We start from the raw sequence: 19,313 nt of genomic DNA on the forward strand, positions 1-19,313 counted from the left end.
GGCCCCATCGCTGATAACCCGGCCGCGATGTGCGGCATTGGAGACGCAAATGTCACGACAAGAAATACTGTTAGGTGTGCTTCCTACTGGAGTGGGCGGCGACACACCCCGTACCGCCAACGTAAAAATCAATGCAATGACGGCTGAGCTGTATGCGCGCGACGCCGCATTGGGCACAGCGGCTAACCGCAACACGACGGTAGACGGCGACGTCAGGCCGGTTAATCAACAGGTACTGAAGTTTGGTGACTGGGGGCTGACGGGCCACCCGGTAGACATGGCCTCTACCGCCAGCTTCAACGACTGCACGCGAACTGGTAATTACATTTTTGGTAACAGCGGGCTGAATGGACCGGGCGCCAGCATCGAAGGCATGACTTACTGTTATGTCATCGTTGTAGGCTCTGCCGATGCGAGCTTCTGTGCCCAGGAAGCCGTAGCGCTCAATGGCGAAAAGCGTGCCACGCGCTTTCTTTGGGGCGGTGTTTGGAGCCCATGGCGGCAAGTTCTGCAAGCGGGTGACTTCGGGCTCGGTGGCAATGTGGTGCTGTATGCCAAGAACATTGATGACCGAACCCAGCGCGGCCGTTATTACGTCAATGGCGTAGCCCCTGGTACTCGGCCGCCGGGTTACACCTATGGGGTTCTCGAAACATTTGGATATTCCGGCGACTCGGTCCACCAAATCTGGACCGTCATCACCGGCAGCACGGCGGCGGTCAGCAAACCTACCTGGACCCGCTGTGTCTATGGCGACGGCAACTGGTCACCTTGGCGCATGGTGTATGACCAGTCCACCGCTGTGGGCGTTGTCGGGTTCGGCGCTACGGCGGAAGGGCGCATGCCGGCAGGCGCTTTGATGGAATCCGGACAAGCCGCCGATAGCAACGGCAATGTCCATCAATGGCACAAGTTCGCCACGGGCTTGATGCTCTATACCGTCCAGTATTACGGCGGCACGACGGCGGGTGTACCCATCACTATCGCGATGTATTCGGCCTTTGTGGGATACGCCAGTTGCATGCCCAATCAGATTCCCAGTCATGCCTGGACAACGTTGAGAGGGTACGCGGCGGCCTCCAGTTGTGTGATTTATCCAGACCAAACACTGCCGCAGCCATTCATGGTGAGCATGATAGGGATGTGGGGATAATGAAAATTCATTTTATGCCGCAACAGCGTTTGGACAGTGTGAAGTACCAACGGGTCGGGCCGTACCAGATTGAAGTGAATGGGGAGCTGTTTGATTTCTCCCGCCTGCAGGAGGGCGATGAACTGATTGCACCTGTAGCGGTGAAAAGCACCTGGTTTGCGCACCGTGTCAGCGTCGAAGGCGAACACCTGTGCCTGTCGTTATTTGTGCCTGTTGCGTCGGGATTTAATTTCAGCGGTGTACAGCCTGTTAATGTGACCGTTGAACACAATAGCGTTATTGAGCTGCCTGAGTTCAAGGAGGTGGAGCATGGCAACTGAGAATATCGATTGGTCACAGCTGACGACCGCACGCGACAGGGCGGACAGGCTGTTGAAACCACTCAAAGAGCTTGAAGCCAGTTGGCAAACTGCGGAGATGGCGTTTATTGCCGATCAACTGATCGCGCTTGAAGACCAGGACCCGAATGCCCAGCCAGGCACCGAGCGGCAATGGCGCGACTACCGCACTCAAGTGCGCAGATGGGGCGAAGGTGCTGACGGTTATCCTGCCGTCGAGTCTCGACCACGGCGTCCTGTCTGAGCAATGTCGTTAATACGCGAACCCCGCCTTTGAGCGGGTTTTTTATTGCCCTGACTATGGAGAGTCCAAATGGCACGCTTGGAAATCAACACGGGTATAGCACCCACCGGCCTGGGCGGTGACACCCCGCGCAGTGCCAGCATCAAGATCAATACGATGACGCAGGAGATTTACCAGGGACTTGACGCCACAAACAAAGGTGGCTGGGGCAAGGCGGATGCCATTAGGCTGCCTGACGGCACCAACATGAACAACTTGCCGTACATTAACGGCATCTACACGCTAACCGGAACGAGTAACGTCAACACTCCGGAAGCGGTGCAGAACGGCCACATCATTGTGCAGTGCGCCGATATCTTCGTTCGCCAAACCTTCCGGCAGATGGCGTCCAACGTAACCTGGGAGCGAGCCGGGCAGCAGGGCGCCTCTTGGTCTACATGGGCAAGGGGGGCGCAAGTCGGCTCCGATTTGGGGAACGGAATTGCCGGGCCAAACAGGTTCGACGGGAATGTTGACACCATGGCCGGGACTGCCCCTATGGGCCTTTCTGTATACCAGCTTACCGACAAAACAACCGGTGTTCTGCCTCCTGGGTTTGTAGGGGCGGATGCATTTAATGCTTCTCTGCTTGAGGTGACGAAGTGGGATAGCAACTGGATGATGCAGAAACTTTTGGGCGGCACGGGCGGAACAGGCGGTTCCCTTGGAGGATACTTCATTAGAACTATTACTGCCGGCTCATTTACCAACTGGCAGTTAATAATGAATAACGGCAACGCCCAAAATAGGGTGGATGCACAGAATGGCAGGACTGGACTTCTGGATGATCAAGTTATTGGGAATTGGCGCGTTAGCCGTTTTGCAAATGGATTTATGAGCATGTCTTCATCGTCCGGCGCTCCTGTTGCTCCTGATAAAAATCTTGCTATTGGCGAATCGCAAAACATTGACTTCACACTTCCTATCGCATTCCCAGATTGGGGCAAGACGAGTGTTCGTGTTAGCTATGTACCCCAAGCGAGCGTAGACCATTACGGAATCGTCGTGGCTAACATGCTGAGCCCCACGGTTGGCTATGCAACCATCAGGAACGGCAACACCACCGCGCAAACATTCTCATCTGGGCGAGTCACCGTAACCGGGTATTGGAAGTAATGAAAATCACACTGTACCAAGTGCTTTCTGACGAAAAGATCGAGGCGTCCGTGAAGGATGATGTGATCACCATCAATGGCGAGGCTATCGATCTGTCGGTCATCCCTGATGGCTTTAGACTTCCAGGTGGCGCCGTGGACAATGATTGGTTTGTCCCCGGAACTTACGTAGAGAGAGTTAACGGCCACTTTGAGTTGTTTCTGAGGTTTCCTGTTAAGTGGGATAGCCCGGACGTACTGCGAGCGCCAGAGACACCAATCACCCTTGACGTGAAGAGCGGAAAGGTTCTTTTTCCCAACGTGGAGCCGGTCAAAAATGATCAACCTTGATAAGCTGGAGCAGAAAAGGACCACCGATGACATAACGCGTGACGAGGCATATGCCGACTCAGTGGCTTATATCCAGTCGACCGACTGGCAAGTGATAGCCAAGTACGAGCGCAATCGGTCTGTCCCTGCCGATGTCCAGGCAAAGCGCGAGGCCGCTCTCGACATTGTGACTGCCGAGACTATTCCCAAAACCTGATTGCAACCTGTCCACCAATGCCCCCCTGAGCGGATTTTTATTGCCTGGAGAACGCAATGCCAGTGACAGAACCCCGCGGTGTGCGTAATCGCAATCCCGGAAATATCGACTACAACCCAGCCAATCGATGGCAAGGCCAGCTCAAACCTGACCCTGCCATCGAGAAGCGGTTTGCCCGATTCAACACGCCTGAGAACGGTATCCGCGCCATGGGTAAGTTACTGTTGGCCTACCAGCAAAAGCATGGGCTCAGAACAGTGAAAGCGATCATCGGCCGGTGGGCACCTGATGTTGAAAATGAGACGGCAGCATACGTCCATGCGGTGGAGGTCAGCAGCGGAACCCCGCCCGGTGCAGAGATCGACCTGACCAGGCCATCGGTGATGCGCGGGATCGTCAAGGCAATCATCTACCATGAGAATGGAGGGTATTCCTATACCGATGCAGTGTTGGCCGAAGGTGTGCGCAGGGCTTTGCTTTGACGCGGCTGCAGAGATTGATCGGCCTGCTGCTAATGGTGCTGGCCATGGCAGGCGCTGCAGCGATTGCCTGGCAACTTCAAGCCTGGCGCTACGGATTGCGACTCGAACGCCAATCAGCATCCCAGGCCGACGCACTCAGCCAGCAACTTCAAAAACGGCGCTGCACCAACATCGACTCGAACAAACCAAACGCCTGACTCTGGAGCAACAACTCAGCGCCAGCGACCAACAACACAGCCATGAGTTAAGCGATGCCCAACGTGATCAGCTCGCCTGCGGCACCGTCTTGCCACTGCTGATCTACGGTTGTCAGTCATCCTCGACACCATCGATCCGTCCAATGGCTGCCCAATGCCTGCCCCTCCCACCCCCGGCAGTATGGTTCATGCAACCGCGCCAGCCGGACTTGACCCGGCGCATGCTCAGCGAATTATCGCCATCACCGACGACGGCGATAACGCCCTGATCGCCTTACGTGCCTGCCAAGCGTACGTGCGCGCCGTCGGGCGTTAGCATCTTGATCCAGTCTGTCGCTTGCGTGTGCGATTTGCTCCTGTAGGGTAGGCAAATCCCCGCCTACTTCTGGAGTCGACCGTGAAGGAAATCACTCAACTGGCCGCTGAACTGGGTCGCCGTTTGCAGGTGCTTAACGCCCACGTCACCACTGCCGAGTCGTGCACCGGCGGCGGTATCGCCGAAGCCATCACGCGGATTCCGGGCAGTTCGGCCTGGTTCGAGGCGGGCTATGTCACCTATTCCAACCGGCAGAAGACCCGGCAGCTGGGCGTACCGGAGAAGCTGTTCGGCAAAGTCGGCGCTGTCAGCCAGGAAGTGGTAGAGGCGATGGTCCGTGGTGCACAGGAAAAAAGCCTGTCGCGCTTTGCCGTGGCGGTCAGCGGTGTTGCCGGGCCTGACGGTGGTTCGCCGGACAAACCGGTCGGCACCGTTTGGCTGGCTTTTGGCGTTGGCGAGGAGGTGACGGCCGAGCTTGCGCACTTCCCCGGCAACCGCGACGAGGTCCGCCGACAAACGGTAAAGGCCGCGCTTGAGGGCTTGTTGCGACGAGCTGCACTAGAAATAGAAAAACAGGGGTAGGCGCTCTTCGATCTTTGTGGAACAATACTGTCTACTTATACAGGTGTTGGCCGTCAGGCCTTATTGATTACGTGAGGACTTTAATGGACGACAACAAGAAGAAAGCCTTGGCTGCGGCCCTGGGTCAGATCGAACGTCAATTCGGCAAGGGTGCCGTAATGCGTATGGGCGATCACGACCGTCAGGCGATCCCGGCTATTTCCACTGGCTCTCTGGGTCTGGATATCGCACTCGGCATTGGCGGCCTGCCAAAAGGCCGTATCGTTGAAATCTACGGCCCTGAATCTTCCGGTAAAACCACCCTGACCCTGTCGGTGATTGCCCAGGCGCAAAAAATGGGCGCCACCTGTGCGTTCGTCGACGCCGAGCACGCCCTGGATCCTGAATACGCCGGCAAACTGGGCGTCAACGTAGACGACCTGCTCGTTTCCCAGCCGGACACCGGTGAGCAAGCCCTGGAAATCACCGACATGCTGGTGCGCTCCAACGCCATCGACGTGATCGTGGTCGACTCCGTGGCAGCCCTGGTACCGAAAGCTGAAATCGAAGGCGAAATGGGCGACATGCACGTGGGCCTGCAAGCCCGCCTGATGTCCCAGGCGCTGCGTAAAATCACCGGTAACATCAAGAACGCCAACTGCTTGGTGATCTTCATCAACCAGATCCGTATGAAGATCGGCGTGATGTTCGGCAGCCCGGAAACCACCACTGGTGGTAACGCGTTGAAGTTCTACGCTTCGGTCCGTCTGGACATCCGTCGTACTGGCGCGGTGAAGGAAGGTGACGAGGTTGTCGGCAGTGAAACCCGCGTTAAAGTCGTGAAGAACAAAGTGGCTCCGCCTTTCCGTCAGGCTGAGTTCCAGATTCTCTACGGCAAGGGTATCTACCTGAACGGCGAGATGATCGACCTGGGCGTGTTGCACGGTTTCGTCGAGAAGTCCGGCGCCTGGTATGCCTACAACGGCAGCAAGATTGGTCAGGGCAAGGCCAACTCGGCCAAGTTCCTGGCAGACAACCCGGATATCGCCGCCACGCTCGAGAAGCAGATTCGCGACAAGTTGCTGACCGCAGCGCCAGACGTGAAAGCTGCTGCCAATCGCGAGCCGGTGGAAGAAGTCGAAGAAGCTGATACTGACATCTGAAGCAAACGATGACTGTTGTACTGGATACACTCGTCGCCGTTCGGCGCACTGCGATGGACCTGCTCGCTCGACGCGAGCATGGTCGAGTCGAGTTGACGCGTAAACTGCGTCAGCGCGGCGCAGAGCCCGAGATGATCGAAACTGCCCTCGACCGCTTAACGGAAGAAGGGCTTCTGTCGGAAGCGCGTTACCTGGAAAGCTTTGTCTCCTACCGCGCACGCTCCGGCTACGGCCCGACGCGAATTCGCGAAGAGCTGAGCCAGCGCGGCCTGCAACGCGCTGATATCGACCTCGCCCTGCGTGAGTGCGGTATCAGTTGGCAGTCGCACTTGGAAGATACTTGGCGCCGCAAGTTTGCCGGCCATCTTCCGATTGATGCCAGGGAGCGTGCTAAGCAAGGTCGCTTCCTGAGTTATCGCGGGTTTTCGATGGACATGATCAGCCGCCTGCTAAGCGGCCGAGACATGGAAGACTGAGCTTTCGAGCTGCTGAAATTTAGAATGTAGGCGCTGGCTTGACTGCGACGCGGACACTTCGGTTTCCCAGTAGGATCGCGATGATGCCATCGCAGGCAAGCCAGCTCCCACATCGGATCTGCTGTACCTCATCGAACTCGGTAAATTAAAAAGGCCCACTATGAAAATAGTGGGCCTTTTTTTTTGCCTTCAAAAAATCATGCTGGCTCGGGCGTTACCCGCTGCTGCGCTTTCCCCTGAGCCTGTGCCCAGTTTTCCGGCAAGTTGATGTAATCCACCAACTCTCGCAGTCGGCCTTGATCGCGGCCATTGAAGTTGAACACCAAGCGCGTTAAATGGCTGAACCTCGGCTCATCGTGTTCCTCGCCGGTATAGGCAAGCTGCTGGAATTCACCACTCAGCCGCAGGCTGGCAAACTCGCTTTGCAAATGGGCCAGCGCCCGTTCACTGAGCGGATGGTTCATGCGCACCACAAATTCACGTTTCAACCAGCGCGTGGAGTGGAAGTTGGCATAGAACTGGTTAATTTCGTCCACTGCTGCTTCAGCATTGTGTACCAGTCGGACCAGCTTGAGGTCAGTGGGCAGGATATAGCGATTGGCTTCCAGTTGGCTGCGGATAAAGTCCAGAGCCCCTTGCCAAAAGCCGCCGCCTGGAGCATCCAGCAGTACCACTGGCACCAGTGGGCTTTTGCCGGTCTGGATCAGGGTGAGCACTTCAAGCGCTTCATCCAGGGTGCCGAACCCGCCAGGGCACAACACCAGCGCATCGGCTTCCTTGACGAAAAACAGCTTGCGGGTGAAGAAGAAGTGGAAGGACAGCAGGTTCTCGGTGCCATCGATGGTCGGGTTGGCGTGCTGCTCAAACGGCAGGGTAATGTTGAACCCCAGGCTGTGCTCCAGGCCGGCGCCTTCGTGGGCTGCCGCCATGATGCCGCCGCCACCGCCGGTGATCACCATAAGGTCCGATTGCGCCAGCTGGGCGCCGACTTCCCGGGCCAAGGCATACAAAGGGCTTTCAACCGGTGTGCGCGCCGAGCCGAACACGGTCACCTTGCGGCGGTCCTTGAACTGTTCGAGCACGCGGAAGGCATTGTCCAGCTCGCGGATCGCCTGCAAGGTGATTTTGGCGTTCCAACGGTTGCGGTCGTCCTGGGCCATGCGCAGAACGGTGAGGATCATGTCGCGATAAAGGGGAATGTTCGGGCTGCTGGGCGCGACCAGCTGGAGTTGCGCGTCGACCTGCTGAGTGAGGTCGGTCCCGTGTTCTTCAAAATGACGGAGCAGGCGGTCATTCGATTCGTAAGGCATTCAACTTCTCCTTCTTCACAGAACCTGGGCCCTCGGCGAGGTATTCGTCCGCGGCCACGACACTGCATGTGTCGCTGCACGCCAGGGGCATTGCACGGTGTGCACCGAGCGGCAAAGCGGGCTCTGTATGTTCCTTGTGATTTGGAAACCTTTGCACTGCAAGTCGCAGGAGGGCAACCCTCTTTTGCCCTGAAAATGTTACAGAACGGCGTGGAAAATGCGCGGAGCAGGCTGTCGGGATGACTTGATCATGAGCCGAAAAACCCTTGGCTGGCAACCGGTTATTGGCCGCACATCAAGCAGTTTAGTTGTTGGCAAGCAAAGACAGCGAGGGATGTGCGCGCCACAGGACAGCAGCGCGCGACGGTGGAGCAATCGTTACTTTTTCTTCTTCGCTGCAGCAGGTGCCGGGCAATCGGCTTCGACAAACTTGACCGACGCCACCGGGCGGTTGGTCTTGTTCTCGGAGATGTCATAGCGCATCACAGCGCCCTTGGCCATCAACTCGCGGTAACCCTTGTTCAGGCACACGCTTTGACCCAGCTGGAAATACACGGCCTTGGGGTTGGCGCGCATCTGTTCGGCCCGGTCAGGTTGCACGCTGAGGTGATCGATCAGTTGCATGCCTTCAACGGTGTAGGCCACTTCCAGGGTTTTTTCATCGATTTCCCGGGGCAGGTCCTTGTTGCTTTCGGCCGCGACGCTTTGCAGCTTCCTGTTCATTTGGGCCTCCAGCAGCGAGGCCGCGTGGGCGCCCATGGGCAATACCAGCGCAAGGGCGACGGATGGGGCAACAAGACGCAGCATGGAACGCAGCATGAAAATCTCCTGATTCGGTTACTGGTGCATAGACCAGCCACTGCGCTGTGCGTTCAGTGGCGCGCAATTATAGGTGAGCGCCTGCCACTACAGCCAGGCGTATCGCTCAGAAGTGCCGGCGGCTCTGCTAAACTGCCGCCACTTAAGCCTGTCTCGAGTTCCCCCAGTGTCGATTTTCCCTTCTACGGGTTACGCCCGATGAGCCATGCCGTTTCCCGTTTGCGTACCCAACGGCTGGCGCGGGCCGTGCGCCCGTTCCTCAACCGTGGTTCGCGCGCCGAGCGTTGCCCCGGCTGCCGGGTGATTCCCGAATATTGCCTGTGTGCCTGGCGGCCGCAGGTAGAAGCGCGCTCGGCAATGTGCCTGCTGATGCACGATGTTGAACCGATGAAGCCGAGCAACACCGGCTGGCTGATCGCTGATGTGATTGACGACACCACCGCGTTTGCCTGGTCGCGCACCGAGGTCGATCCCGCGTTGCTGACCTTGCTGGCCGACCCGCAGTGGCAACCCTATATCGTGTTTCCCGGCGAATTCGTCGCGCCAGAGCGGGTGGTCAGTGAGGTGAACGTGGAGGAGGGCAAGCGCCCGTTGTTCATCCTGCTGGACGGTACCTGGAGCGAAGCGCGCAAGATGTTCCGCAAGAGCCCCTACCTGGAACACTTGCCCGTGTTGAGCCTGGCGCCTGAACAGCTGTCGCGCTACAAGCTGCGTCGCTCCAAGCGGGATGATCATTTTTGCACTGCCGAAGTCGCCGCGCTGTGCCTGGAGCTGGCAAGCGATCAAGCGGCCAGTGAAGTGCTGGATGCTTACCTCGACGTATTCAGCACCCATTACCTGGCGGCCAAGTTCCTGTTGCCGCTGGACCCGGCGGACAGCGTTCATGCGCGCCTCTCGCCCCACGTCCCGGCAGTATGACCAGACGACGTTTGCATGATGGCACTGCAAACCTGCAACTCGCTAAAATGCCCACGGGCGTAGTGCTTGACCCCCCAGGCTACGCTGGGCATGCTGGGCGCCGATTGGGGCGTAACCGTGAATTTTCAGCGTCGTTGCAGGTGTTTTTGACGCTGAGCCTGCCCCGTGGCGATGGCTGCCTGGCCGTTGCCTTGTGTACTGGCGAACCCTGAACCCGTCAGGGCTGCCATAAAAAACAGGATCATTTAATCAATGGCCACATACGAAATCCTGATAGCCGATGACCACCCGCTGTTTCGCAGTGCGCTGCATCAGGCGGTAACCCTGGGGCTTGGCCCGGACGTGCGGTTGGTTGAAGTGGCCAGCATTGCCGAGCTGGAAGCACGACTCACCGAAAAATCCGACTGGGACCTGGTGCTGCTCGACCTGAACATGCCCGGTGCCTACGGTTTTTCCGGGCTTGTGCTGTTACGCGGGCAATACCCGCAGATCCCGGTGGTGATGGTCTCGGCCCAGGAAGAAGCTGACGTGGTGGTGCGCTCCAAGGAGTTTGGCGCCAGCGGTTTCATTCCCAAGTCCAGTTCAATGGAAGCGATCCAGAAAGCCGTGCGCACCGTGCTTGACGGCGATGTGTCCTGGCCGCCGCAAGCGTTTGAAGAAATCAACGTGTCCGACGAAGCCAAGGCTGCCCGTGATGGCCTCGCCAGCCTGACGCCCCAGCAATTTCGGGTGTTGACCATGGTCTGCGAAGGTCTGCTGAACAAGCAGATTGCTTACGAATTGAGCGTGTCCGAAGCGACCATCAAGGCCCACGTGACGGCGATTTTCCGCAAGCTGGGCGTGCGCACGCGCACTCAGGCGGCGCTGCTCTTGCAACAACTTGAGTCAATTTCGCAGCACTAAGACATTGCCGATTCACGCTTTTTTGACTTTGCGTGATCTAGTTTCCCCACTTCTTTGGTTCAGTTGCCTACATCTATGTCGCCTTTCAAGGGTCAAACCGGTATCAAACGTATCTTCAACGCAGGGGGCTATTCCCTGGATGGCTTGCGTGCGGCCTTCACTGGCGAGGCGGCATTCCGTCAGTTGGTGTTGCTCAACGTGATCCTGATTCCGCTGAGCTTTTTCCTGCACGTCAGCCGGGTCGAGCGAGCCTTGCTCATCGCGGTGTGCCTGCTGGCCCTGATCGTCGAGTTGCTCAACTCCGCGGTGGAAGCGGCCATCGACCGGATTTCCCTCGACCTGCACCCGCTGTCGAAAAACGCCAAGGACATGGGCAGCGCCGCGCAATTCGTGGCGCTGACCATGATCACCCTGGTGTGGGCCGTGATTCTGATCTAAGGCATCAGGCGATGCTTGGCAGTACGATTTCGTCGCTGCGCTGAACCCCGGCGGTGAAGGCGCGGCACAGTTCCAGAAACTCGCGCATTGCCGAGGTCTGGTACTTCTGTTTATGCCAGATGAAGTAAAACTGCCGGGCCAGGTCCAGGTCCGGGGTTTCCACCGGCACCAGGCTGCCGCGGCGGAACGCATCGCGCAGCGCCAGCCGGGAAATGCAGCCAATCCCCAAGCCCGATTCCACTGCACGTTTGATCGCCTCGGTGTGCTCCAGCTCCAGGCGGATATTCAGCGCGCTGCGGTGGTGACGCATGGCCTGGTCAAAGGTCAGGCGCGTGCCGGAGCCTTGTTCGCGCAGGATCCACGCTTCATGGGTCAACTCTTCCATGCTCGCCACGCCGCGTTTGGCCAAGTGATGCTGCGGTGCGCAAAACACCACCAGCTCATCTTCCACCCAGGTTTGCACTTCGATGTCCGGGTGGCTGCAGTCGCCTTCGATTAGACCCAGGTCAATTTCGTAGTGCGCTACCTGATGCACGATATGCGCAGTGTTCTGCACATGCAGCTTCACCTGACTCTCGGGGTGCTGCTGCATGAAGCTGCCGATCAACAGCGTCGCCAGGTAATTGCCGATGGTCAGGGTGGCGCCGACCGCCAGGGAGCCGAAGCCGGACTTGCCGTTGAGCAGGTCCTCGATCTCCTTGGCCTGGTCCAGCAGCGCCACTGCCTGGGGCAACAGCTGATGGCCGAGGGCGTTCAGGCTCAGGCGTTTGCCGGCGCGGTCGAATAATTGGCAGCTGGATTGGCGCTCCAGCTCGGTGATCGAGGTGCTGGCGGCGGATTGAGATAAGGCCAGAAGGCCAGCAGCGCGTGAGACGCTTTCCTGCTGGGCGACGGCGACGAAGACTTGCAGTTGACGGAGAGTAAATCGCATATCGATATAACCGATAACCCTTATCTTAATAATCCAGTTAACAGATATTGTCGCCGCCATTAGAATGCTGTGCAATTGCGCATCCCAACTTTGGCGCAGACCCATTTCCAGGAGTCCCCCGTACATGAGCAACATGAACCACGAGCGTGTCCTCAGTGTTCATCACTGGAACGACACTCTGTTCAGCTTCAAGTGCACCCGCGATCCGGGCCTGCGCTTTGAGAACGGTCAGTTCGTGATGATCGGCCTGCAACAGCCAAATGGCCGCCCGCTCATGCGCGCTTACTCCATTGCCAGCCCGAACTGGGAAGAGCATCTGGAGTTCTTCAGCATCAAGGTGCCCGATGGCCCGCTGACTTCCCAATTGCAGCACTTGAAGGAAGGCGACGAGATCATCATCAGCAAAAAACCGACAGGCACCCTGGTGCTTGACGATTTGAAGCCGGGCAAACACCTGTACCTGCTCAGCACCGGTACTGGCCTTGCGCCGTTTATGAGCGTGATCCAGGACCCGGAAACCTACGAGCGTTTCGAAAAAGTGATCCTGTGCCACGGCGTGCGTTACGTCAACGAAGTCGCCTACCGCGAATTCATCACCGAGCACCTGCCGCAGAACGAATTCTTCGGCGAGGCCCTGCGTGACAAGTTGATCTACTACCCGACCGTGACCCGCGAGCCATTCGAAAACGAAGGCCGCCTGACCGACCTGATGCGCAGCGGCAAGCTGTTCAGCGACATCGGCCTGCCACCGATCAACCCTGAAGACGACCGCGCCATGCTGTGCGGCAGCCCAAGCATGTTGGATGAAACCAGCGAAGTGCTGAACAGCTTCGGCCTGAAGGTTTCGCCGCGTATGCGTGAGCCGGGTGATTATCTGATCGAGCGTGCGTTCGTAGAAAAGTAAACAGTCAGGGCAACAAAGAAGATCTAAATGTGGGAGGGGGCTTGCCCCCGATGGCGCCAACTCAGTCAACAGAGATGTTGAATGTACCAGCGCTATCGGGGGCAAGCCCCCTCCCACATTTTGTCTCCGGTTTATTCAGCTGGAACCACTTCCAGTACACAGATAAGGCCCGCCTCGGGATAGTGCCAGCGCACATCCACATCCCAGAACTGCGCTCCATACTCGCGCTCCGGCCCAGGCGTCTGATACGCCGGCCGTGGATCCTGCGCCAAACACTGCTCGATCAACGCCACCAAGGGCTCGTCAAGGCGCTCAGCATGGCCTTGTGCCTGGAACAGGGCAGTCTTCAGCCACTGCACGGGAATCAGCGGCGGTGCGCTGCTGGCGATGCTGTTGGTGGCGCCCTCGATAATGTCGGCATACGGCACATACGGCTTGATATCCAACACGGGCGTGCCATCAAGCAGATCAATCCCGGAAATCCACAGCCGGCCGGGCTCGACCTTGTCCAGCTTCACCACCGACTGGCCAATGCCGTTCGGGCGGTGCGTTGCACGGGTGGCGAACACGCCCATGGACGTGTTGCCGCCCAGGCGTGGCGGCCGCACTTTGAGGCGCGGCGTGTCTTCCAGGGCCCGATGAAAAAGAAACATCAGCCACACATGGCTGACCTGCTCCAGGCCCTGTACCGCGTCGCCGCTGTCGAACGGCGCCACCAGCTCCAGCACGCCACGTGCGGCCGGCGCCAATTGTGGCTGGCGCGGGATGGCGAACTTCTCCTTGAAGCAGGAGCGCACAAAACCGACGGGCGAAACGTGGTAGGTCATTTCTGAAGCCTCAAGTTACAAGCTGCAAGCCGCAAGCGTTAACGTGCAGCTTGAGGCTCGTCGCTGCCCTTAAGCTCTGACGCGCAGCGTCAGGCCCTTGAGGAAGTTACGCAGCAACTGGTCGCCACACGGGCGGTAGTTGGTGTGGCCGAACTTGCGGAACAGCGCGCTCAGCTCTGGCTTGGACACCGGGAACTCGGCGGCCTTGAGGATCGCGTGCATATCGTCTTCCTTCAATTCGAAGGCCACGCGCAGCTTCTTCAGGATGATGTTGTTGGTCACTGGAGTTTCGATCGGCTGCGGCGGACGGCTTTCGTCCTTGCCGCGCTTGAAAATCACCAGGCCGTCAAGGAAGTGCGCCATGACGTCGTCCGGGCAGAACACAAAACCTTCTTCCTCATCTTTTTTGAGGTAGGTCAGCAGGTCTTCCTTGGTCACGTCCGTGCCGCCGAGCTTGATGATCTCGACCATCTTGTTGTCGCTGATGTCGAGCATGTAGCGCACGCTGCGCAGTACGTCGTTGTGAATCATGGTGGGCAATCCTGGTATTCAACTGAGGACACCGCCCGGTCAGGCGGCGTCGAGAAAGGGGGCAGCGGCTTAGAACTTCTCTTTGCCGGACAGGTAACGCCATTGGCCGACCGGCACTTTGCCGATGGACACGCCGCCAATGCGGATGCGGCGGATGGCGATGACTTTCAAGCCAACGGCTTCGCAGAACAGGGCGATCACGCCCGGTTGCGGGTTTTTCATCGCAAAGCGCAGGCGGTTTTCGTTTTGCCAGCTGGCTTTCACGGGGGGCAGCTCTTTGCCCTTGTAAGTCAGGCCGTGGTTCAGGCGATTGAGGCCGTGGGCGACCATGTCGCCTTCAACCTCTACCACGTATTCCTGCTCGATCTTGGCGGCATCGGCGGTCAACTTGCGCAGAATCTTCCAGTCCTGGGTGAACACCAGCAGGCCGCTGGCCTTGGCTTGCAGGTCGGCACTGGCGGTCAGACGCAGGAAGTGGCCCTTGAGCGGGCGTTTGCTGAAGCGATGCTCTTCGGACAGGGTTTCGGCGCTGATCGAGGCCATCGCCGTTTCCGCGTCCACGCCGACCGGCGCGTGCAGCAGAATGGTCACCGGCTCCGGTGCAGTGGCTTTGGCCTCTGGGTCCAGCTCGACCTTCTGGGTGGTGATCTTGAACTGCGGTTCGTCGATCACTTCGCCGTCCACCGAGACCCAGCCGCCTTCGATAAACAGCTCAGCCTCCCGACGGGAGCAACCGACCAGTTCGATAAGGCGTTTGGAGAGGCGTATGGGGTCAGTCATGACAAGGGCCGTAGCAAAAGGGGGCGGCTATTGTACCTGCCTGGCGCGGGTTAATCCCGGCTCCATTTCAGCGCAGGGGCTTTATTGGTCAATACACGGTTCACACTGTGGGAGCGGGCTTGCTCGCGAAGGCGGTGTATCAGCCCAGGGTGTGCTGATGGGGCCGCCGCTTTCGCAGGCAAGCCCGCTCCCACATTTTATTCTGTGTTGCGTCAGCCTCTGCGCAGTTGCTGCTGGCGTAAACGCATGTGCAGCAACGGATATGGCTGGCCCAGGCCGTCATGCTCTGCTCGGCCGATCACCTCAAAGCCCTGCTTGAAGTAAAAGCCCAGGGCCTGGGGGTTCTGTTCGTTGACGTCCAGTGTGTCGGCGTTCATGTGCTCGATCGCGTAACGCAGCAGTTGTCGGCCAAGGCCCTGTCCACGGTGCTGCGGGTCGATAAACAGCATCTCGACCTTGCCTGACGCCACCCCGGCGAACCCGGTGATGCGTTGGCGCGCGTCCTTGGTGCAGATCAGCATCACCGAGTCGAGGTAGCGCGTCAGCACCAGCTCCTTGAGCAACACGATGTAGCTGTCCGGCAAAAAGTCGTGGGTCGCCCGCACCGAATCTTCCCAGAGCTGCGCCAGGTGCGCGAAGTCGCTGAGTTTGGGTGTATGAATTGCCGAAAGCTGACGCATGCCCGCTGCCTCTTGCCTGTTTCTACGCCAATGGGCAAACGATAGACCTAAAAAAGCCCCGCATCTTGTTCAGAGGCGGGGCTTTTAAGGTTTTTTTTAGTCGCGCTTGACGGCCCACAGGTCGTATTCGTCGGCGTCGGTCACGGTGCACCAGACCTTGTCGCCCGGCTTCAAACCGCTGGCATCGTCGATAAACACGTTACCGTCGATTTCCGGGGCATCGAAGAAGCAACGGCCTACGGCGCCTTGCTCGTCGACTTCGTCGATCAGCACTTCGATCTCCCGGCCGATGCGCAGTTGCAGGCGTGCCGAGCTGATAGCCTGCTGGTGCGCCATGAAGCGCTCCCAACGGTCTTGCTTGACCTCATCCGGCACGATGGCTGCGTCGAGCAAATTGGCCGGAGCGCCTTCCACCGGCGAGTACTGGAAGCAACCGACGCGGTCCAGCTGCGCGTCGGTCAGCCAGTCCAGCAGGTACTGGAAGTCTTCTTCGGTTTCGCCGGGGAAGCCGACGATGAAGGTGGAGCGGATGATCAATTCCGGGCAGATCTCGCGCCAGTTCTTGATGCGCGCCAGGGTCTTGTCTTCAAAGGCCGGGCGTTTCATGGCCTTGAGGATTTTCGGGCTGGCGTGCTGGAACGGGATGTCCAGGTACGGCAGGATCTTGCCCGCAGCCATCAACGGGATCAGCTCGTCCACGTGCGGGTACGGGTAAACGTAGTGCAGGCGCACCCATACGCCGAGGCTGCTCAAGGCTTCGCAGAGTTCGGTCATGCGGGTTTTCACCGGCGCGCCGTTCCAGAAGCCGGTGCGGTATTTCACGTCGACGCCGTAGGCGCTGGTGTCCTGGGAAATCACCAACAGCTCTTTGACGCCGGATTTGACCAGGCGCTGGGCCTCGTCCAGCACATCACCCACCGGGCGGCTGACCAGCTTGCCGCGCATCGACGGGATGATGCAGAAGCTGCAGCTGTGGTTGCAGCCTTCGGAAATTTTCAGGTACGCGTAGTGGCGCGGGGTCAGCTTGATGCCTTGCGGCGGCACCAGGTCGATCAGCGGGTTGTGGTCCTGACGCGGCGGCACTACGTCGTGCACGGCGTTGACCACCTGCTCGTACTGCTGCGGGCCGGTCACGGCCAGCACGCTTGGGTGCACGTTGCGGATAGCGCCTTCTTCCACGCCCATGCAGCCGGTGACGATGACCTTGCCGTTTTCCTTGATGGCTTCGCCAATCACTTCCAGCGACTCAGCCTTGGCCGAGTCGATGAAGCCGCAGGTGTTGACCACCACCACGTCAGCGTCCTGGTACGTGGACACGACGTCATAGCCTTCCATGCGCAGTTGCGTAAGGATGCGCTCGGAGTCGACCAGAGCCTTCGGGCAACCCAGGGATACAAAGCCGACCTTGGGGTTGGCTTTTGCGATGGTGGTGGACATGTCTAACCTCGGTATTGAATGGCGCCGCCAGTCGGGCACGACACGGCGGTAGACGGGCGCTTGGTGCGCCTCTGATCAAAAAGTGCGCAATTCTAGCGACGGGCAACGCACTTGACCAGCTTTATACGGGGAAATGCGACGAGTGCTGCGCTATGCTTCGCGCCGTTGCGCATGGGTAAAACCCTTGGGTCAATAAAACGTCTGTTACGAGAAGTAAAACAGCGCATGCTACGGTCAGCTTAGACGCGTTGTTTATAAAAGACCTTGGGTCAAAGGGCAGGAGTGGTTGATGGGTCAGGCAAATAGTCAGGCGGCAGGTGCCGAGCATTCCAATGCAAAGCCGATTGGCATGCTGGTGGCGGCAGTCGGGGTGGTTTACGGCGATATCGGTACCAGCCCGCTCTATACCCTTAAAGAAGTGTTTACTGGTGGTTACGGAGTTCAAGTCAACCATGACGGGGTCTTCGGCATTCTGGCGCTGATTTTCTGGTCGCTGGTGTGGGTCGTCTCGATCAAGTACGTGCTGTTTATCCTGCGCGCGGACAACCAGGGCGAGGGCGGCATCATGGCCCTGACGGCGCTGGCGCGGCGTGCGGCGTCGCCGTACCCCAAATTGCGTTCGGTGCTGGTGATCCTTGGTCTGATCGGCGCGGCGCTGTTTTACGGCGACAGCATGATCACCCCGGCGATCTCGGTGTTGTCGGCGGTCGAGGGCCTGGAACTGGCTTTTGATGGCCTGGAGCGTTGGGTGGTGCCGCTGTCTTTGGTGGTGCTGGTGGGCCTGTTCCTGATCCAGAAACACGGCACCGACCGCATCGGCAAACTGTTCGGGCCGGTGATGGTGGTGTGGTTCCTGGTACTGGCCGGGCTCGGCATCCATGGCATTGCGCAACATCCGGAAGTTCTTAATGCACTGAACCCGGTGTGGGGCGTGCGCTTCTTTGTCGTCCACCCCGGCATGGGCGTGGCGATTCTCGGCGCGGTGGTGCTGGCGTTGACCGGTGCCGAAGCGCTGTACGCCGACATGGGCCACTTCGGCCGCAAGCCGATTGCGCGCGCATGGTTCGCGCTGGTGCTGCCGGCGCTGGTGCTCAACTACTTCGGCCAGGGCGCCTTGCTGCTGGAAAACCCGGAAGCTGCGCGCAACCCGTTCTACCTGCTGGCCCCGGACTGGGCGTTGATCCCGCTCGTGGCACTGTCGACCCTGGCCACGGTAATTGCCTCCCAGGCGGTGATTTCCGGCGCGTTCTCGCTGACCCGCCAGGCCATCCAGTTGGGTTACATCCCGCGCATGCATATCCAGCACACCTCCAGTGCCGAGCAGGGCCAGATCTATATCGGCGCGGTGAACTGGTCGCTGATGGTCGGCGTGATCCTGCTGGTGCTGGGCTTCGAATCTTCGAACGCCTTGGCCTCGGCGTACGGCGTGGCAGTGACGGGCACCATGCTGATCACCAGCATCCTGGTGTCGGCGGTAATGCTGCTGCTGTGGAAATGGCCGCCCGTGCTGGCGATTCCGGTGTTGATCGGCTTCCTGTTGGTCGATGGCCTGTTCTTCGCCGCCAACGTGCCGAAGATCGTGCAGGGCGGTGCCTTCCCGGTATTGGCGGGGATTGTGCTGTTTATCCTGATGACCACGTGGAAACGCGGCAAGGAACTGCTGATGGACCGCCTCGACGAGGGCGGCCTGCCGTTGCCGATCTTCATCAGCAGTATTCGCGTGCAGCCGCCGCATCGCGTGCAGGGCACCGCGGTGTTCCTCACCGCGCGCCCGGACGCCGTGCCCCACGCGCTGTTGCACAACCTGCTGCATAACCAGGTGCTGCATGAGCAAGTGGTGATGCTGACGGTGGTCTACGAAGACATTCCGCGTGTGCCGGCCTCGCGGCGCTTTGAGGTGGACGCCTATGGGGAAGGCTTCTTCCGGGTGATCCTGCACTTCGGGTTTACCGATGAGCCGGACGTGCCCGAAGCACTCAAGCTGTGCCATCTGGACGACCTGGATTTCAGCCCGATGCGCACCACCTACTTCCTCAGCCGCGAGACGGTGATTGCCTCGCGCATCAAGGGCATGGCCCGTTGGCGTGAAAGCCTGTTTGCCTTCATGTTGAAGAACGCCAACGGCAACCTGCGCTTCTTCAAACTCCCGGTCAACCGGGTGATCGAGCTGGGCACCCAGGTCGAAATGTAAGCCGCTGCTGCACGGGAGCCGGCGATCGGCTCCC

Annotated in this window: 23 protein-coding genes and 1 pseudogene; 16 read left to right on the top strand and 8 right to left on the bottom strand. The window is 59.0% G+C overall.

Going from position 1 to position 19,313, the window contains the following annotated elements; all coding sequences use genetic code 11:
- Window positions 1-49: 49 nt before the first annotated feature.
- The 11 genes and pseudogenes from C4J83_RS06145 to recX all read left to right on the top strand — a co-directional run bounded on the left by C4J83_RS06145 (window position 50) and on the right by recX (window position 6,610).
- Complete coding sequence (locus C4J83_RS06145; protein ID WP_124416573.1) at window positions 50-1,153, top strand: pyocin knob domain-containing protein; 1,104 nt, start codon at window positions 50-52, stop codon at window positions 1,151-1,153.
- A gap of 14 nt (window positions 1,154-1,167) precedes the next feature.
- Window positions 1,168-1,473, top strand: coding sequence for a hypothetical protein (locus tag C4J83_RS06150; protein ID WP_124416574.1), 306 nt, complete (start codon window positions 1,168-1,170; stop codon window positions 1,471-1,473).
- Complete coding sequence (locus C4J83_RS06155; RefSeq protein ID WP_124416575.1) at window positions 1,463-1,735, top strand: hypothetical protein; 273 nt, start codon at window positions 1,463-1,465, stop codon at window positions 1,733-1,735. The genes C4J83_RS06150 and C4J83_RS06155 overlap by 11 nt, the downstream gene beginning before the upstream one ends.
- Before the next feature lie 69 nt (window positions 1,736-1,804).
- Entirely contained in the window at window positions 1,805-2,890 is a 1,086-nt protein-coding gene (locus tag C4J83_RS06160) for a pyocin knob domain-containing protein (RefSeq protein ID WP_124416576.1), read from the top strand.
- On the top strand, window positions 2,890-3,219 hold the full coding sequence (locus C4J83_RS06165; RefSeq protein WP_124416577.1) for a hypothetical protein: 330 nt from the start codon (window positions 2,890-2,892) through the stop codon (window positions 3,217-3,219). The genes C4J83_RS06160 and C4J83_RS06165 overlap by 1 nt, the downstream gene beginning before the upstream one ends.
- The gene (locus C4J83_RS06170) at window positions 3,206-3,415 is read left to right on the top strand and encodes a hypothetical protein (RefSeq protein ID WP_124416578.1); all 210 of its coding nucleotides are present in this window, start codon (window positions 3,206-3,208) and stop codon (window positions 3,413-3,415) included. Before C4J83_RS06165 ends, C4J83_RS06170 begins: the two co-directional genes overlap by 14 nt.
- Before the next feature lie 56 nt (window positions 3,416-3,471).
- Window positions 3,472-3,897, top strand: coding sequence for a structural protein (locus C4J83_RS06175; protein ID WP_124416579.1), 426 nt, complete (start codon window positions 3,472-3,474; stop codon window positions 3,895-3,897).
- Window positions 3,898-3,929: 32 nt separating this feature from the next.
- Window positions 3,930-4,410: pseudogene (locus tag C4J83_RS06180) on the top strand (lysis system i-spanin subunit Rz).
- A gap of 81 nt (window positions 4,411-4,491) precedes the next feature.
- Entirely contained in the window at window positions 4,492-4,992 is a 501-nt protein-coding gene (locus C4J83_RS06185) for a CinA family protein (protein ID WP_106577235.1), read from the top strand.
- Window positions 4,993-5,075: 83 nt separating this feature from the next.
- Complete coding sequence (recA, locus tag C4J83_RS06190; RefSeq protein ID WP_003189042.1) at window positions 5,076-6,134, top strand: recombinase RecA; 1,059 nt, start codon at window positions 5,076-5,078, stop codon at window positions 6,132-6,134.
- A gap of 8 nt (window positions 6,135-6,142) precedes the next feature.
- Window positions 6,143-6,610 (top strand): recombination regulator RecX, encoded by a 468-nt coding sequence (recX, locus tag C4J83_RS06195; protein WP_124416580.1) that lies wholly within the window; start codon window positions 6,143-6,145, stop codon window positions 6,608-6,610.
- Between the two features lie 197 nt (window positions 6,611-6,807).
- On the opposite strand, the gene C4J83_RS06200 is transcribed toward recX, so the two are convergent.
- Window positions 6,808-7,920, bottom strand: a complete 1,113-nt coding sequence (locus C4J83_RS06200; RefSeq protein WP_124416581.1) for an LOG family protein — start codon at window positions 7,918-7,920, stop codon at window positions 6,808-6,810.
- A 378-nt stretch (window positions 7,921-8,298) separates the two neighbouring features.
- Window positions 8,299-8,739 (bottom strand): PA3611 family quorum-sensing-regulated virulence factor, encoded by a 441-nt coding sequence (locus tag C4J83_RS06205; protein WP_106577233.1) that lies wholly within the window; start codon window positions 8,737-8,739, stop codon window positions 8,299-8,301.
- Window positions 8,740-8,937: 198 nt separating this feature from the next.
- Between C4J83_RS06205 and C4J83_RS06210 the strand changes: the two genes are divergently transcribed.
- The 3 genes from C4J83_RS06210 to C4J83_RS06220 all read left to right on the top strand — a co-directional run bounded on the left by C4J83_RS06210 (window position 8,938) and on the right by C4J83_RS06220 (window position 10,998).
- Window positions 8,938-9,657 carry a tRNA-uridine aminocarboxypropyltransferase gene (locus tag C4J83_RS06210; protein WP_124416582.1) on the top strand — a complete coding sequence of 240 codons (720 nt, stop codon included), beginning with the start codon at window positions 8,938-8,940 and terminating at the stop codon, window positions 9,655-9,657.
- 252 nt (window positions 9,658-9,909) lie between these two features.
- Window positions 9,910-10,560 carry a response regulator transcription factor ErdR gene (gene erdR / locus C4J83_RS06215; RefSeq protein WP_106577231.1) on the top strand — a complete coding sequence of 217 codons (651 nt, stop codon included), beginning with the start codon at window positions 9,910-9,912 and terminating at the stop codon, window positions 10,558-10,560.
- Window positions 10,561-10,635: 75 nt separating this feature from the next.
- Window positions 10,636-10,998 (top strand): diacylglycerol kinase, encoded by a 363-nt coding sequence (locus C4J83_RS06220; protein ID WP_094949927.1) that lies wholly within the window; start codon window positions 10,636-10,638, stop codon window positions 10,996-10,998.
- 4 nt (window positions 10,999-11,002) lie between these two features.
- Here the strand turns inward: C4J83_RS06220 and C4J83_RS06225 are convergent, their stop codons facing one another.
- Window positions 11,003-11,929 (bottom strand): LysR family transcriptional regulator, encoded by a 927-nt coding sequence (locus C4J83_RS06225; RefSeq protein ID WP_057012105.1) that lies wholly within the window; start codon window positions 11,927-11,929, stop codon window positions 11,003-11,005.
- Window positions 11,930-12,053: 124 nt separating this feature from the next.
- On the opposite strand from C4J83_RS06225, the gene fpr reads away from it, so the two are divergent.
- Window positions 12,054-12,833 (top strand): ferredoxin-NADP reductase, encoded by a 780-nt coding sequence (fpr, locus tag C4J83_RS06230; protein ID WP_003189055.1) that lies wholly within the window; start codon window positions 12,054-12,056, stop codon window positions 12,831-12,833.
- Between the two features lie 131 nt (window positions 12,834-12,964).
- On the opposite strand, the gene tsaA is transcribed toward fpr, so the two are convergent.
- The 5 genes from tsaA to rimO form a co-directional block, all read right to left on the bottom strand.
- Entirely contained in the window at window positions 12,965-13,660 is a 696-nt protein-coding gene (tsaA, locus tag C4J83_RS06235; RefSeq protein ID WP_119738670.1) for a tRNA (N6-threonylcarbamoyladenosine(37)-N6)-methyltransferase TrmO, read from the bottom strand.
- Between the two features lie 69 nt (window positions 13,661-13,729).
- Entirely contained in the window at window positions 13,730-14,191 is a 462-nt protein-coding gene (locus tag C4J83_RS06240) for a YehS family protein (protein WP_124416583.1), read from the bottom strand.
- A gap of 69 nt (window positions 14,192-14,260) precedes the next feature.
- A complete protein-coding gene (locus C4J83_RS06245; RefSeq protein ID WP_106577229.1) occupies window positions 14,261-14,971 on the bottom strand; it encodes an rRNA pseudouridine synthase in 711 nt (236 codons plus the stop codon).
- Between the two features lie 212 nt (window positions 14,972-15,183).
- Window positions 15,184-15,651 (bottom strand): GNAT family N-acetyltransferase, encoded by a 468-nt coding sequence (locus C4J83_RS06250; RefSeq protein ID WP_106577228.1) that lies wholly within the window; start codon window positions 15,649-15,651, stop codon window positions 15,184-15,186.
- A gap of 96 nt (window positions 15,652-15,747) precedes the next feature.
- Window positions 15,748-17,088, bottom strand: a complete 1,341-nt coding sequence (gene rimO, locus C4J83_RS06255; protein WP_124416584.1) for a 30S ribosomal protein S12 methylthiotransferase RimO — start codon at window positions 17,086-17,088, stop codon at window positions 15,748-15,750.
- Between the two features lie 289 nt (window positions 17,089-17,377).
- On the opposite strand from rimO, the gene C4J83_RS06260 reads away from it, so the two are divergent.
- Window positions 17,378-19,279 (top strand): potassium transporter Kup, encoded by a 1,902-nt coding sequence (locus tag C4J83_RS06260; RefSeq protein WP_106577226.1) that lies wholly within the window; start codon window positions 17,378-17,380, stop codon window positions 19,277-19,279.
- Window positions 19,280-19,313: the final 34 nt, after the last annotated feature.

It is taken from the genome of Pseudomonas sp. LBUM920 (assembly GCF_003852315.1).
In the GTDB taxonomy this organism is placed as follows: domain Bacteria; phylum Pseudomonadota; class Gammaproteobacteria; order Pseudomonadales; family Pseudomonadaceae; genus Aquipseudomonas.

Bases quoted from the DNA above. Each gene is read 5' to 3' on its own strand.
- C4J83_RS06145 (WP_124416573.1), top strand. From the start codon at position 50: ATGTCACGACAAGAAATACTGTTAGGTGTGCTTCCTACTGGAGTGGGC.
- C4J83_RS06150 (WP_124416574.1), top strand. From the start codon at position 1,168: ATGCCGCAACAGCGTTTGGACAGTGTGAAGTACCAACGGGTCGGGCCG.
- C4J83_RS06155 (WP_124416575.1), top strand. From the start codon at position 1,463: ATGGCAACTGAGAATATCGATTGGTCACAGCTGACGACCGCACGCGAC.
- C4J83_RS06160 (WP_124416576.1), top strand. From the start codon at position 1,805: ATGGCACGCTTGGAAATCAACACGGGTATAGCACCCACCGGCCTGGGC.
- C4J83_RS06165 (WP_124416577.1), top strand. From the start codon at position 2,890: ATGAAAATCACACTGTACCAAGTGCTTTCTGACGAAAAGATCGAGGCG.
- C4J83_RS06170 (WP_124416578.1), top strand. From the start codon at position 3,206: ATGATCAACCTTGATAAGCTGGAGCAGAAAAGGACCACCGATGACATA.
- C4J83_RS06175 (WP_124416579.1), top strand. From the start codon at position 3,472: ATGCCAGTGACAGAACCCCGCGGTGTGCGTAATCGCAATCCCGGAAAT.
- recA (WP_003189042.1), top strand. From the start codon at position 5,076: ATGGACGACAACAAGAAGAAAGCCTTGGCTGCGGCCCTGGGTCAGATC.
- recX (WP_124416580.1), top strand. From the start codon at position 6,143: ATGACTGTTGTACTGGATACACTCGTCGCCGTTCGGCGCACTGCGATG.
- C4J83_RS06200 (WP_124416581.1), bottom strand. From the start codon at position 7,920: ATGCCTTACGAATCGAATGACCGCCTGCTCCGTCATTTTGAAGAACAC.
- C4J83_RS06205 (WP_106577233.1), bottom strand. From the start codon at position 8,739: ATGCTGCGTTCCATGCTGCGTCTTGTTGCCCCATCCGTCGCCCTTGCG.
- C4J83_RS06210 (WP_124416582.1), top strand. From the start codon at position 8,938: ATGAGCCATGCCGTTTCCCGTTTGCGTACCCAACGGCTGGCGCGGGCC.
- erdR (WP_106577231.1), top strand. From the start codon at position 9,910: ATGGCCACATACGAAATCCTGATAGCCGATGACCACCCGCTGTTTCGC.
- C4J83_RS06220 (WP_094949927.1), top strand. From the start codon at position 10,636: ATGTCGCCTTTCAAGGGTCAAACCGGTATCAAACGTATCTTCAACGCA.
- C4J83_RS06225 (WP_057012105.1), bottom strand. From the start codon at position 11,929: ATGCGATTTACTCTCCGTCAACTGCAAGTCTTCGTCGCCGTCGCCCAG.
- fpr (WP_003189055.1), top strand. From the start codon at position 12,054: ATGAGCAACATGAACCACGAGCGTGTCCTCAGTGTTCATCACTGGAAC.
- tsaA (WP_119738670.1), bottom strand. From the start codon at position 13,660: ATGACCTACCACGTTTCGCCCGTCGGTTTTGTGCGCTCCTGCTTCAAG.
- C4J83_RS06240 (WP_124416583.1), bottom strand. From the start codon at position 14,191: ATGATTCACAACGACGTACTGCGCAGCGTGCGCTACATGCTCGACATC.
- C4J83_RS06245 (WP_106577229.1), bottom strand. From the start codon at position 14,971: ATGACTGACCCCATACGCCTCTCCAAACGCCTTATCGAACTGGTCGGT.
- C4J83_RS06250 (WP_106577228.1), bottom strand. From the start codon at position 15,651: ATGCGTCAGCTTTCGGCAATTCATACACCCAAACTCAGCGACTTCGCG.
- rimO (WP_124416584.1), bottom strand. From the start codon at position 17,088: ATGTCCACCACCATCGCAAAAGCCAACCCCAAGGTCGGCTTTGTATCC.
- C4J83_RS06260 (WP_106577226.1), top strand. From the start codon at position 17,378: ATGGGTCAGGCAAATAGTCAGGCGGCAGGTGCCGAGCATTCCAATGCA.